Source organism: Pseudomonas marginalis (assembly GCF_900105325.1).
Taxonomy (GTDB): Bacteria; Pseudomonadota; Gammaproteobacteria; order Pseudomonadales; family Pseudomonadaceae; genus Aquipseudomonas; species Aquipseudomonas marginalis.
Genome location: NZ_FNSU01000003.1, coordinates 1,798,580 through 1,811,575, shown reverse-complemented (window position 1 = coordinate 1,811,575; position 12,996 = coordinate 1,798,580). Strand labels below are relative to the sequence as shown.

At 60.1% G+C, this 12,996-nt stretch carries 16 protein-coding genes and 1 pseudogene; all 17 read left to right on the top strand.

Annotated elements, in window-relative coordinates:
- A complete protein-coding gene (locus BLW22_RS17380; RefSeq protein ID WP_074847143.1) occupies positions 1-321 on the top strand; it encodes a head-tail joining protein in 321 nt (106 codons plus the stop codon).
- Positions 318-974, top strand: a complete 657-nt coding sequence (locus tag BLW22_RS17375; protein ID WP_074847142.1) for a hypothetical protein — start codon at positions 318-320, stop codon at positions 972-974. The genes BLW22_RS17380 and BLW22_RS17375 overlap by 4 nt, the downstream gene beginning before the upstream one ends.
- Positions 967-1,485, top strand: a complete 519-nt coding sequence (locus tag BLW22_RS17370) for a hypothetical protein (protein ID WP_074847141.1) — start codon at positions 967-969, stop codon at positions 1,483-1,485. Before BLW22_RS17375 ends, BLW22_RS17370 begins: the two co-directional genes overlap by 8 nt.
- Positions 1,482-2,057 carry a phage baseplate assembly protein V gene (locus BLW22_RS17365; RefSeq protein ID WP_074847140.1) on the top strand — a complete coding sequence of 192 codons (576 nt, stop codon included), beginning with the start codon at positions 1,482-1,484 and terminating at the stop codon, positions 2,055-2,057. Before BLW22_RS17370 ends, BLW22_RS17365 begins: the two co-directional genes overlap by 4 nt.
- A 46-nt stretch (positions 2,058-2,103) precedes the next feature.
- A complete protein-coding gene (locus BLW22_RS17360) occupies positions 2,104-2,301 on the top strand; it encodes a hypothetical protein (protein WP_074847139.1) in 198 nt (65 codons plus the stop codon).
- A gap of 5 nt (positions 2,302-2,306) precedes the next feature.
- Entirely contained in the window at positions 2,307-2,633 is a 327-nt protein-coding gene (locus tag BLW22_RS17355; protein ID WP_074847138.1) for a GPW/gp25 family protein, read from the top strand.
- On the top strand, positions 2,630-3,517 hold the full coding sequence (locus tag BLW22_RS17350) for a baseplate assembly protein (RefSeq protein ID WP_074847137.1): 888 nt from the start codon (positions 2,630-2,632) through the stop codon (positions 3,515-3,517). Before BLW22_RS17355 ends, BLW22_RS17350 begins: the two co-directional genes overlap by 4 nt.
- On the top strand, positions 3,514-4,119 hold the full coding sequence (locus tag BLW22_RS17345) for a phage tail protein I (protein WP_074847136.1): 606 nt from the start codon (positions 3,514-3,516) through the stop codon (positions 4,117-4,119). The genes BLW22_RS17350 and BLW22_RS17345 overlap by 4 nt, the downstream gene beginning before the upstream one ends.
- Positions 4,116-6,581 carry a phage tail-collar fiber domain-containing protein gene (locus BLW22_RS35100; protein ID WP_170252184.1) on the top strand — a complete coding sequence of 822 codons (2,466 nt, stop codon included), beginning with the start codon at positions 4,116-4,118 and terminating at the stop codon, positions 6,579-6,581. Before BLW22_RS17345 ends, BLW22_RS35100 begins: the two co-directional genes overlap by 4 nt.
- Positions 6,578-6,931, top strand: coding sequence for a phage tail assembly chaperone (locus tag BLW22_RS34130; protein ID WP_083381375.1), 354 nt, complete (start codon positions 6,578-6,580; stop codon positions 6,929-6,931). Before BLW22_RS35100 ends, BLW22_RS34130 begins: the two co-directional genes overlap by 4 nt.
- 91 nt (positions 6,932-7,022) lie before the next feature.
- Positions 7,023-8,189 carry a phage tail sheath subtilisin-like domain-containing protein gene (locus BLW22_RS17330; protein WP_074847135.1) on the top strand — a complete coding sequence of 389 codons (1,167 nt, stop codon included), beginning with the start codon at positions 7,023-7,025 and terminating at the stop codon, positions 8,187-8,189.
- Positions 8,190-8,201: 12 nt separating this feature from the next.
- Positions 8,202-8,705 (top strand): phage major tail tube protein, encoded by a 504-nt coding sequence (locus BLW22_RS17325; protein ID WP_074847134.1) that lies wholly within the window; start codon positions 8,202-8,204, stop codon positions 8,703-8,705.
- Positions 8,706-8,719: 14 nt separating this feature from the next.
- A pseudogene (locus tag BLW22_RS36045) lies at positions 8,720-8,992 on the top strand (phage tail assembly protein); the annotation flags it as partial.
- A gap of 9 nt (positions 8,993-9,001) precedes the next feature.
- Positions 9,002-9,322 carry a phage tail assembly protein gene (locus tag BLW22_RS36040; protein WP_413038079.1) on the top strand — a complete coding sequence of 107 codons (321 nt, stop codon included), beginning with the start codon at positions 9,002-9,004 and terminating at the stop codon, positions 9,320-9,322.
- A gap of 140 nt (positions 9,323-9,462) precedes the next feature.
- Positions 9,463-11,943, top strand: a complete 2,481-nt coding sequence (locus BLW22_RS17315) for a phage tail tape measure protein (RefSeq protein WP_074847132.1) — start codon at positions 9,463-9,465, stop codon at positions 11,941-11,943.
- A gap of 9 nt (positions 11,944-11,952) precedes the next feature.
- The gene (locus BLW22_RS17310; RefSeq protein ID WP_074847131.1) at positions 11,953-12,798 is read left to right on the top strand and encodes a phage tail protein; all 846 of its coding nucleotides are present in this window, start codon (positions 11,953-11,955) and stop codon (positions 12,796-12,798) included.
- On the top strand, positions 12,773-12,979 hold the full coding sequence (locus tag BLW22_RS17305) for a tail protein X (RefSeq protein WP_074847130.1): 207 nt from the start codon (positions 12,773-12,775) through the stop codon (positions 12,977-12,979). Before BLW22_RS17310 ends, BLW22_RS17305 begins: the two co-directional genes overlap by 26 nt.
- The last annotated feature ends 17 nt before the right edge of the window (positions 12,980-12,996 follow it).

Here is a 12,996-nt window from a genome sequence, read left to right as displayed (position 1 = left end):
GTGGCCTTCCGCGATCTGATCGACGATATCGACGACGTGGTATTCGAGACCCTTGGCGACAGCGCCCAGATCGAAGGCCGCGCCGAGCCCGTGCTGGGCATGTTCGCGGCGCCGTGGAAGCAGCCGCAGTTCGGCAAGGTCCACACCGGCTTACGCGAACCTCGCTTTGAGATCCGTGTGAAGGACTCGGGCGGGCTCAGCAAGGGGCTGCGGGTCACCATCGACCTGCCGACCCTGGATGGCGGCGGCGACTACGACCTGCTGCAACTGGAGCCCGGTGGTGACGGCCTAGTGGCCCTGATCTTGAGGAAGCGACCATGAGCGTCGGCAGCCATATGCAGCAAACCCGCGACAGCGGGATGATCAACATCCTGCCGTCTGCGGTGCATTCCCAGGCCTTGCGCGAGTTCGGTCAACTGTTGCCCAAGGCTGCGGCGGCGGCTCAGCGTCGAGCAATCAACAAAACGTTGGGTCGGCTGCGTACCCACATCGCTCGGGCGGTAGGCAAGCAGGAGCGGATCGCCCTCGGCGCCGTCCGGCAACGCTTGCGGGCTTATCCGGTTAGCGGTGGGACGATGCGCGGCAAGTTGTGGTTTGGGGTCAACGCCATCGAGGCCAGTCGAATCGGAAGGCCTCGGCAATCCCGCACTGGTGTCTCGGTGGCGGGGCGGCGCTACCAGGGCGCGTTCTTCAAGCAGGTGTACGGCAGCAGTCCTGACATCTGGATCCGCACGTCGAGCAAGCACTTCAACGCAGCGGATTACCCCGACAGCACGCAGGGGCGGCGCAGCTCAGGCTTCATTGCGGAAAGCGACAACCGCTTCCCCTTGGCGAAAGCCAAGGTCTCGCTGGACCAGGTGCGACCGCACTTCGACAGCTGGGTGAAGCGCGCCGATGAAATCTTGCTGGGGATCCTCAAGCAAGAACTCAACTTTGAACTGCAGAAGTACCTCAAGGGGAGCGCCCGTGTCTGATCAACCCTTCAGCCTCGACCGTTTGTATGAGGCAATCGAGCAGCACCTGCAGGAGCAACTGCCAGGAGTTCAAGGCGCTTCGTTCTGGCCGGATCTATCGGCAGACACCAGTATCCCTACCCCGGTGGTGCTGCTGGAAATGGCCGAGATGGAACCCGCACCGGATATCGGTACCGGTGAAACCTCGCTGACCTGTAAGTTCGAGGCGCGGATAATCGTCGACTCGATCAGCGCGGATCCGCAACGGCAGGCCGTGCAGTTGGCCTCTCAACTGGCGGTGCTTCTTCGAGGGCAGAGTTGGGGCCTGGAGGTCGATTGCGCCGAGTTTGTGCGTTCAACTCAGGACTGGACCAAGCCCGAACTGGACGGCTATTTCGTCTGGCTGGTGGAGTGGGATCAAACGGTCTATCTGGGGGCTCAGGAATGGCCATGGCCGGATGAGCCGCCGGGCTCGTTGGTAATCGACCTGGGGCCTGGCGTTGGTCCGGTCAATCCAGGGGATCTGTTATGAGCTATGTCGCTGCCCAGCATGACCGGATGATCGCCTCGACGGTGATGCCTTGCGTCGTTGTTGGGGTGGATCTGGCCGCCGCCATGGTGCGTGTGAAGTCGGGCGACTGGACCAGCGCCTGGGTGCGCTGGCACAGCCAGGCCGCCGGCAAGGCACGCCACTGGCGGGTTCCGAGCATGGGAGAGCAGGGCGCGTTGATCAGTCCCAGTGGCGAACCTGCGATGGGCACTTTCATCCCTGGTCTGTACGGCAACGCCGGCGCCCAGCCGGATAACCGCGACCACGTGGAGGTTTGGCGTTTCGATGATGGCGGGTCGCTGGTCTACGACTGGCAGGCTCAAAGCTACACCATCGATTTGCCGGCCGGCACTGTCACGGTCAAGGTCGGTGGTTCGGTGCTGGAGATGACGCCGAACAGCGCGCGCTTGGTGTCGGACAAGATCAACCTGGTGGGGATGGTCACCATAGATGGTGCTACGCAGATCAACAGCACGCTAAACACGGCGGGCGACATCAACAGTGCCGGCAAGGTCATCGATGCCGGCGGCAATACGGCGAACCACAAACACTGATTCCGACCCGCCCTGTGCGGGTTTTTCGTTTTAGGAGCATCCATTGATGAGCAAGAACAAATCCGAAAGCTTCGAACCCATCGGGGCTGCTCGCGTCTTCCGCGACAAGCTCTACACATCGCGCACTCTGGTTTTTCCTGACGGCAGCTCGGCGCCGGTCATCAAGGCACATGTAACGGCCTGTGGCGATTCCCAGTACGAGTTCCTCAAGGCACATCCCGATATGGAACAAGTGCAGGAGTAATCCCGATGATCGGAATGGATCGCCTAACCGGCCAGCCGTTGTCCGGGCACGACCATCTCCGACAGTCCATTGGGGACATTCTCGGCACGCCCGTGGGCAGTCGGCGGATGCGACCAGAGTACGGCAGCCTGATCCGCCGTTTTGTCGACCTGCCGGTTAACGCCGGTTGGAAGAGCGCGGTGCAAGCCGAGGTGGCTCGCTCACTGGGGCGCTGGGAGCCGCGGCTGAAACTGGAACAGGTGCAGGTCGTTGGCGTTGTCAGCGGCCGCATCGACTTCAAATTAACCGGTGAATATCAGGGCGAACGTCTGCTGCTGGAGGTGTCGGCATGAGCACGGTGGATTTATCGGCATTGCCAGCGCCGCAGGTGCTGGAGACTCTGGACTATGAAGAGTTGTACGAAGAGGGCATGTCGGCCTTTCGCGAGTACATGGGTGACAACTGGTCGGCTCCGTTGGAGAGCGAACCGGTGGTCAAGCTGGTGGAACTGGGTGCGTACGGCAAGATGCAGAACCGGGCGCGGGTCAACGACGCGGCCAAGGCGCTGATGCTGGCTTACGCCGAAAAGGAGGATCTCGACCAGCTCGCAGCCAACGTGAAGCTCCAGCGGTTGGTGATTCAACCGGCCAACCTGCTGGCGGTGCCGCCGGTCGAAGAGGTCAAGGAGTCGGACGACGCCCTGCGTGAACGCATCCAGATGGTCTATGAAGGCCTCACCACCGCTGGCCCACGTAACAGCTACATCTTCCATGCACGCAACGCCTCGGGGCTGGTGGCCGATGCCACCGCGGAAAGCCCATCGCCGGCAGTGGTGGAGGTGACCGTATTGAGCCTGATCGGCAGTGGCCAGGCCGATCAACCGCTGCTTGACGCGGTGCGCATCAAGCTCAGCGACGATGACATCCGTCCGGTGGGCGACCGCCTCATTGTGCAGAGCGCCGAGATCCTCAACTACCGGATCGATGCCGTGTTGCACATGCAAGGCGCCGGTCCGGAAAACGACGCCATCTTGGCCGAAGCCACCAAACGCCTTGCGGCCTGGATCAACCCACGCAAGCGCCTGGCGCTGGAGGTTGCTCAGTCCGGCGTCGATGCTCAGTTGCACATCAGCGGCGTAGGACGGGTAGAGCTGCGGGATTGGCTCGATCTGAGGCCAACCAAATTTCAGGCCGCTTATTGCACTGGCTTCAGCGTTGTTCTTGGGGGCTCGACATGACCAGCTTGCTCCCCCTAAACAGCACGCAGTTGGAGCGTGCCATTGAGGCCGCCTTGGTCGAAAAAACTGAGATCCCGCTTCGTAGTTTGTACAACCCGGACACTTGCCCGGCGCAGCTGCTGCCCTGGCTGGCTTGGACCTGGTCGGTCGACCGCTGGGACAACAAATGGTCGGAAGCCGTCAAGCGCTCGGCCATCCGCTCCGCGTTCTACGTGCACGCGCACAAGGGCACCATCGGCGCCCTGCGGCGGGTGGTCGAACCCCTGGGCTACCTGATTGAGGTTATCGAGTGGTGGGAAACCACCCCGATGGGCATTCCTGGCACCTTCGCCTTAAAGGTCGGCGTTCTGGACGCTGGCATTAGTGAGGAAATGTACGAAGAGCTGACCCGGCTCATTGATGACGCTAAGCCTGTCAGCCGGCATTTGACCGGGCTGGCGATCAGCCTGGAAAACACCGGTTACATCGGCATCGGCGCCTGTGTAAGCGAGGGTGAAGTGATCGACGTTTACCCACCAACCCCACGCGATATCGAGGTGACCGGCACCTATGGCCTGGTCATGTGTATTGATGAAATTGACACCCTGGACGTGTACCCATGATTGATCAGAACAGTCAGTTCTTCGCCATCCTCACGGCAGTTGGGGAGGCGAAACAGGCAAACGCCACGGCGCTTGGCCTGCCCTGGACCTTTTCGCAGATGGGCGTGGGTGATGCCAACGGCGCGGACCCTATTCCAAACCGTACCCAAACGCGCCTGATCAGTGAATGGCGCCGGGCGCCGGTCAATCAGGTGCGAACAGATCCGGCCAACCCCAACATCATCATCACCGAGCAGGTGATCCCGGCAGACGTGGGCGGTAAGTGGATCCGGGAAATCGCTCTCTATGACGCTGATGGCGACATGGTGGTGGTGGCCAACTGTGCGCCGAGCTTCAAGCCTTTGCTTGTGCAGGGGACCGGCAAGACCCAAATCATCCGCATGAACTTCATCGTTGCGAATACTTCGAGCATCGTCTTGAAGATCGACCCGGCGATTGTTCTGGCGACGCGCGAATATGTTGATGCGCAGATTATTGAAGCCATGGCGAAAATGGACTTCAAGCATTCGGTGTTAGTGGCCACCACGGCCAACATCGCGTTGAGCGGCGTGCAGACCATTGATGGTGTGCTGTTGCCGGCGGATGCGCGCGTGCTGGTAAAGAATCAAGCGGCCGCCAAGGAAAACGGCCTGTACGTGGTTTCATCCACGGGCGTGTGGAAGCGCACCCAGGATGCAGATAGTAGCGTCGAGGTGACGCCTGGGCTGTTTGTCAGTGTCGAGACGGGCACCGCCAACGGTGACAGCGTTTGGCAGCTGGTGACGGATGCGCCGATTGTTCTGGGCACTACCGCTCTGACCTTTGAAATGGCCGTGGGCCGCACTGGGGTAAGTGCTGGCTCTTACACCAATGTGACCGTCGATAAGTATGGGCGGGTGATCGGCGGGACCAATCCGACCACATTGGCGGGCCATGGCATTACCGACACCTACACGAAAGACCAGATCGAGGCGATGATCGCCCAGTCCTCCGCTCTGCCGGTTGGCTCGATGGTCCCCTTTCCAGTTGATAAGGTGCCGCCTGGGTTTCTGGAGGTAAATGGCGATGTTAAGAGCGTTGCCACATACCCCGATCTGGCCATGTTCCTGGGGGGTGTATTTAACAAGGGCGACGAGGGCGCCGGTAACTTTCGCCTGCCCGAGTCGCGCGGTGAGTTCCTGCGGGGCTGGGACCATGGGCGCGGGGTTGATGTCGGGCGCGCAATTGGCTCTATGCAGCTCGATAGTCTGCAAGGCTTCCGTATGGAAACGATGCGGACTAAGGCTGGCACAGCATGGGGTAACGATGACGCCGGTGCTGGTGATCCAGGGGTCGGCCCCCCGCTTGGCACAGTCACTGCGGGCACTAGACCACGTAACTTAACGGGCGCTTTCGTAAGTGATGGCGTGAACGGCGTGCCTCGTGTTGGATCGGAAACCCGCTCGCGTAGCTTGGCTGTAATGTGGTGCATCAAGGCTTGGAACGCGCCGATCAATCAGGGGAATATCGACGTTGCGGCCCTGGCCAGCGAAGTCGAGAAAACCCGAAACCTTTCGATTCAAGGTGCTTACCGGGGAATCCTGATCTCTGCGCCCGGCGTCGGCTCGCTTATCTCGGCCCGCGTTGATCAGGTGATTGTCAAAGATGGTGCCGCTGTGGCGCGTCGTATCAGCGGTCTTTCTGCAGCGATCAATCTGGCCACTGTCGGAGCCAATGGCTTGGATAGTGGGGTATTGGCGGTTTCGAGCTTTTACTCGTTGTGGGCTATCAATGGTGCGGCCCAAGCCTTCATCGCTGCGCTATGCCCTGTGCTGACGGGTGCGACCACTGCGGGTTCAGCGGTTGTTACCGGCTTGCCCAGCACCGCGTCACTGCGTGTTGGTATGCAACTGTCGGGCTCGGCATTCCCTGCCGGATCGGTTGTGCAAAGCATTGATTCGCCGTCTCAAATCAACGTCAGCGCCCTGGCGCTGACTACGACTGCGGCGGCGTCTTTGCGTTTCGTTTATGAACCGGTGCTTCCTGCCGGATACACGTCAAAGGCGCGCGTCGGCATGCTTCTGACGGGATCAAACGGAGTGCCCTGTGCTTACACGCAGATCGATAACATTCTTCTTTTCGATCCGACGGCGGCGTCGAATACGGTCAATTACCCGGTAGCAGTTTCGGGTGTGGCCAATGCGCCAGTGTCTGTATCGCTTGCCAACTTTGTGCCGCCAACAGCCCGTAAGGTTTCGTTGGTTGCCGGATGTACGAATGGCTACGTGGGCTTTGCGCCTGAGGGAGCTTTCGCCTCAACGCCTGGTACTGGTTATCTGAGCCCCGCCCAATTGAACGGGTTTCCGTTCGCGGGCGGTTATAACGCGTCTGGTCCTGTGCCTACTGCCCAGGGCGAGTTCATTTTGCGGCGCATGAGCTTTCTGTATTGTGCGACCGCTGCGTCGGCTGTGGCACAGGTAATGGGCTGGGAGGACGGGTTATGAGTTTTGCTGTTCGTAATGACGGAATCTATCGCTGCCGGTCCATCGGTGGCCCTGAAGAGCTGCTGCCCGGCGAGGTGTTTTCAGAGGTCTATGTCCCTTTACTTTCGGTCGGTATTGATGTTGATGCCGAGCGGTCATGGCGTGACGGGGAACTGTCCAGCCTCATGTGGTTGCGCGAGCGTCACCGTGATCAGTTGGAAATCTCGGTAAACACAACCCTGACCGGCGAGCAGTTCACGGAGCTGTTGCACTACATGCAGGATCTACGCGACTGGCCGCAATCACCGGACTTCCCGGACAGCGAGCATCGCCCCGTCGCGCCGGAGTGGATCGCCGACCAAACCGAATAACGCCCCGCACTCACGGGGCGTTTTCTTTCCCGCAACACGAACAACCTACGGCCTCGCATATGCGGGGCTTTCTCGTTTCTGGAGTTCAATCATGAGTGGATTCTTTCACGGCGTCACCGTGACCAACGTCGACACCGGCTCGCGACCTATCGCGGTGCCGTCGTCTTCTATCATCGGTCTTTGCGATACATTCACCCCAGGCCCTAATGCCAGCGCCTTGCCAAATCAGCTGATGCTGATCACCCGCGAAAGCGAAGCCATCGCTGCTTGGGGTGCAGACGCGGCAATCACCAAAGCGATCCAGGCCATCTATGTACGCTCCAAGGCGGTGATTGTCGCCTGTGGCGTGGCAAAGCTGGCTGACGCTGCAGCGCAGACCTCGGCGATCATTGGCGGCGTGCTGGCAAACGGTAGTCGTACCGGCATGCAGGCACTGCTGGATGGTAAGAGCCGTTTCAACGCGCAGCCTCGCTTGCTAGTCGCGCCCAAGCACACTGCGACTTTGCCCGCTGCCACGGCACTTGTGGCATTGAGCGACAAGCTGCGTGCTATCGCCATCATCGACGGTCCCAACACCACCGACGAAGCCGCAATGGAATACCGCGAAAACTTCGGCAGCAAACGTGTGTTCTTAGTCGATCCCGGCGTTCAGTACTGGGACACCGCCGCCAGTGCCACCATCGACGCGCCAGGTTCTGCCTGGGTTGCTGGCCTCTTTGCCTGGACCGATTCGGAGTACGGTTTCTGGGCCTCGCCGTCGAACAAAGAGTTTGTCGGTATCACCGGCACCCGCCGGCCTATTGAGTTTCTGGACGGCGATGAAACCTGCCGTGCGAACCTGCTCAACAACGCGCAGATCGCCACCATCATCCGTGATGACGGCTACCGCCTCTGGGGCAACCGTACCTGTTCCGCCGATCCTAAGTGGGCGTTCGTCACCCGCGTACGAACGATGGATATCGTCATGGACGCGATTCTCTACGGCCACAAATGGGCGGTCGATCGCTCAATCACCAAGACCTACGTCAGTGATGTGACTGAAGGCCTTACGGCGTTTATGCGTGATTTGAAGAATCAGGGCGCGGTGATCAATTTTGAGGTGTTTGCGGACCCTGAACGGAACACGGCCAGTCAGCTGGAGCAGGGCAAGGTGTACTGGAACATCCGCTTCACCGACGTGCCACCGGCAGAAAACCCCAACTTCCGGGTCGAGGTCACCAATCAGTGGCTGACCGAAGTCCTCGATACCAACACTTAAGGAGAACGCCCGATGGTTCCGCAAACGCTCTACAACATGAACGCCCATATCGACGGCGTCAGCTTTGCCGGGGATATCACCAGCGTGACGCTCCCTAAGATGACCCTCAAAACGGAAGAGCATCGTGCTGGGGGCATGGATGCCCCCATTGAGATGGATCAGGGCATGGAAAAGCTGGAAGCCAGTTTCGCCGGCAAGGGTGTGCGTGCTGAAGCATTGAAGTTTTACGGCCTGGCCGACCAGACCGCGTTTAACGCGGTGTTCCGTGGTTCCTTCAAAGGCCAGAAAGGCGCTACCACGGGCGTTGTTGCCACCATCCGGGGCATGCTCAAAGAGGTTGATGCCGGTGACTGGAAGGCCGGTGACGCTGCCGAATTCAAGTATTCCGTGGCCTGCAGTTACTACAAGCTCGAAGTCGGCGGCCGATTGATGTACGAAATCGATCCGGTCAACTGCGTCCGTGTCATCAACGGTGTGGATCAACTTGCCAGCGTCCGCCGCGACCTGGGCCTGTGACGGAAAGGTATCTCATGAAAAAGCTGAAAAAAATTCCGTCCTGGCTCGTTGTTGGGTCTGACAGTGCAACGGTCACTCTTACCAGCACTTACGATATCCATGGTAGCAAGGTCGATCAGTTGGCCCTGCGATCTCCGTTGTTGCGCGAAGTGCGTGCATCTGACGCTGTTGGTGGCAGTGACGCCGTGATGCGCGAAATGACCATTCTCGCCTCGCTCTCGGATTCCAGTACCAAGGATCTCGATGGGCTGAAGCTTACGGATTACGCGCGTTTACAAGCCGCTTACAGCGAGTTGCTGCGCGATCCCGAGCTTCCCGAAGATGAGAGCATAACGCCAGAGTGGTTGGTCGTTGATCTTGAGGGGGCTGTCGTTACGTTCTCCAGGCCTTACGACATCAAAGATATGAAGGTCGACCGACTGACCCTGCGCGCTCCCACCGTGCGCGACGTACGTGCAGCAACGTCTGCTTCCAATGGCGATGAAGAACAGCGCGAGACGATCATCCTGGCCAACCTTTCTGAATCCGATACCAAGGATCTGGAGGGGCTAAAGCTGACGGATTACCAGCGTCTGCAGGCCGCCTACTTTCGCCTGGTGCAGGATGACGGGGTTTAACACCACCCTGCAAAAGCAGGTCGCGAAGCGTTTAGCGACGCAGTTTTCATTTGCTGCCAATGAAATCGAGACCATGCACTTTTCCACGATGATCTGGTGGCTCATGGACTGAGCCCCGCATCCCTGCCTGGAGTGTTCTCATGGCAAACAACCTGGCGCTCGGCCTGGTCATCGGCGGCGTCGTCAGTTCCACGGTCGGCGCCGCCTTCAAGGATGTAGAAGGCCGCATCAAGAAACTCGGCGAAACCGGCACCAAAGCTCGCGTGTTGCAGAGCACCATCGGCGACACCATCCGCCTGCGGGACGAATGGAAAAAGGCCCACGACACCGGTGCGGCATCGGCTGATGGCCTGCTGCGAAAGCTCGAAAGCAATCTCAAAACCCTGAAGGAGCAGGGCATTGAAGTCGGCAAACTTCGCAAGGAATATCAGGCCCTCGGCCAGGTAGCGCGTGGTGCTGAACTCAAGGCCCTGGGCCACACGCAGATCCAGCAGGGTAAAGAGGGGATGAAGAATTCCCTCGGCAAAGCGGCGGCGCTTACGGCGTCGTTGGCGATCCCTACGAAGGTTTCCGGTGACTATCAGGCGCAGATCCGCCAGATGTCGCTGTGGGCACACACTGCCGGTACCGGCGATGAGGCCAAATTGGCGGCGAGCATTTCCAAGGTCGCGGCAGATAAGGGCATGAGCCAGCAACTGCTGGCGAAGTCGGTCGGTGCGTTGATTGAAAAGGGTGTTGAATGGGACGTAGCCACGTCCTATGCCGGGCAAATCGCCGACTTGATCGACGGCCAGGGCATGGAGCCCGAAACCATCGCGACCTTGATCAACTCCTTCAAGGAAGCCGGGGTCAAGCAGGGCGACATGGCCGCGATGCTGGGCCAGGTCGCGGCGGCCGGTGACATCGGCGCGTTCGGTCCCAAGGAAATGGCGAAATATCTGCCGGCCATGCTTGGCAACATCAAGCGCCTGGGCATGGAAGGCCCTGAGGCCGTGCGTTTCCTGGGTGCCAGTCTGCAGTCGCAGTACTCGCAAACCCAGGACTCGGCAGCTGCCGCCACCAATATGAACAACCTGCTCAACGCTGTGATCAGCAGCACCAGTCAGGAGCGGTTCGCCAAGGAAGGCTACGACCTGGCCGGCTCGATCCTCGCTGCAACAAAAAGCGGCAAGGCGGCCAACCCGGTGGATGCGTTCATCATGCTCAGCGAGCAGCTGATCAGAAAGCAGGATCCTGCTAAGGCCAAGAAAATCGAAGCGCTCAAGGCCAAGATCAAGGCCTCGGCGGATGGCAGTGCCGAGGAAGAGCAGGCCATGGTCGCCCTGACTGAAGCGGCCGGGTTGGCGAACATTGTCAGCGATCAAAGCGCCAGTGCCGGTCTGCTCGCGCAGATCAAATACGGCGACAAGATCAAGGCTGATATGGCGACCATTGAGAAGACGGACGGGAAGGCCAAGATCGAGGCGGATGCTGCGAAGGCGCGAGAGACCTCCAACCGGAAGTGGGCAACCGCGACTGCCGGCATTGAGTCGTCGATGACAAGTATAGGGGATGCGGTGCGGCCGCTGACTGACTTGGCTGCAGACGGGTTGGCGAAAGTGGCGTACGGGCTTGGCGAGTTGGCAGGGAAGTTTCCGACCGTTATCAGCGGCGCGACGGTGCTGGCTGGGGGCATTGTTGCACTCGGAACAGCAATGAGCGCGTACAAGATGGGCAAAGGCATGCTCAATGTTGCCCGCGGCTCGTTGATGGGTAATCCGAATGTAATTCAGCGGGTGTTTGTCACCAATCCATCCGGCAGTTCTGGTGGCGCCGACGGTGGGGATGGGAAACGGCGCCGTGGCAAGGGTAAGCGCGGACGAGGTTCTCGGGGACCGGCTGGAAGTCCTGTGCCTGCTGCTCCGATTGAAGCGGTTGCCAGCAAGTTTTCTCCAAAAACGATGATGGGCAAAGGCGCTGGATTCGCTAAGGGGGCCGCGCCCTTGGCGTTGATTGAAGCCGGGCTGATCGCAGCTGATACCTACCAGAACGCCCAGACTCGTGACGAAAAAGCCGAGGGCTATGGAACCGCCGCTGGGACATTGGCCGGAACGTTGGCCGGTGCTGCAGCTGGGGCCGCAATAGGTTCGGTGGTACCGGTAATTGGCACTGTAGTCGGCGGACTGATCGGCGGATTCCTCGGTAGTTGGGGCGGCGGAGAGCTGGGCGGTGCAGTGAGTAAAGCCGCATTCGGTGGGCCGGATACGCCGATAGAGCGCTTGGCTCAGCCCTCTCCGTTGCTGCTGTCGAAGCCCAGCGGGCCAGGCATGTCACGGCTGGCCCAATTGGCACCGACTCCGGCGACCGGGCCATTGGTGGGGGATGTCGCCCGTTCGTTGGCATCCGTCCCTTCTGCAGCAGCAGTACCTGCACTGCTCAGTGCCGGTGCCGCCGCGAAACCGGAGCCGGCGCGTGTCGAACAGGCCTGGACGTTTGCCCCGACCATGCCAGTTACGGTGCAGGGCGACGTCAAGGATCCACGGCAACTGGCGCAGGAAATGATGCCGCACATGCGTCAGCTGTTCGAAGAGTTCAGCCGAGAGCAGGCGCGGCGCAATCTATTCGATGCCCCTCACATTTAAGGAGTTGTCATGGCTTATATGGAGCAGCTGCAATCAGGCTTCAAATCCCTGGTCCAGGCCGGGGAGGCGGGTCGGCATAGCATTGACGGTATGATCGGCCCGGTGAACGGTGCCATTGGCGAGATCACCGGGGCGGCTGATGAACTGTCGAGTATTCCCGGCGTGCCGCCTGGTGTTGGCGAAAAGCTGCAGCGGGTGATGCGTGGGATCGGTGCGGCGCAGTCCAAGGTCGGTGACGTGTTGTCGACCTACAGCAAAGCAACGCGCGCGATGTCGGCGATTGATGAACGCCTGGGTACCCTGAAGGAGCAGGCCGCCAGGGCCAGCACGGCAATCAACCAGATGGCCGGTAAGGTCAGCCCTAATCTGGCGAACATCTTGCCCACCAGCGCCCTGGCGCCGAATGCCACGCCTTTGGCGGAAGCGGTGAAGCCGTTCCCTCACCTGCTGATCCTGCAGTCGCTGCAAACCAATGCCCAACCGTTCTACTTCAACCTGGACACGGCGGCTTTCAACGAGTTACGTCGGCAGACAGAGTTTCGTTGGGCCTCACAGGAGCGCCTGACCCGGCGGCCAGCCCAGCAGGCCGTGGGTATGGGCGAGGAAAAGCTGACCCTTAAGGGCGTGATTTTCCCGACCTTCAAGGGTGGCCTGAAGCAACTCGACACCCTGCGCACCATCGGTGCCCAACTCTTGCCGCTCAACCTCACCACAGGCTATGGCGTGGTACTGGGCACCTGGTGCCTGCGCAGCTTGGAGGAAGAGCAGAGCGCCTTGCTAGCGGGCGGGATCCCGCGCAAACAAACCTTCACTCTGGAGTTCAGCCGCTATGGCGACGATATACAGGACGTCTGAGGGCGACCAGCTCGACACCCTGTGCTACCTGCATTATGGCCACGTGAACGGTACGGTCGAAGCCGTGTTGGATGCCAACCGGCTGCTGGCTGATGAGGTACAGCCCTTGCGGGCTGGTATCCTGATCACCTTCCCAGATATCGCTGAATCAGTGGTGGAGCAGGTACAACTGTGGGGTTGAGGTATGAGTTTGCGGTG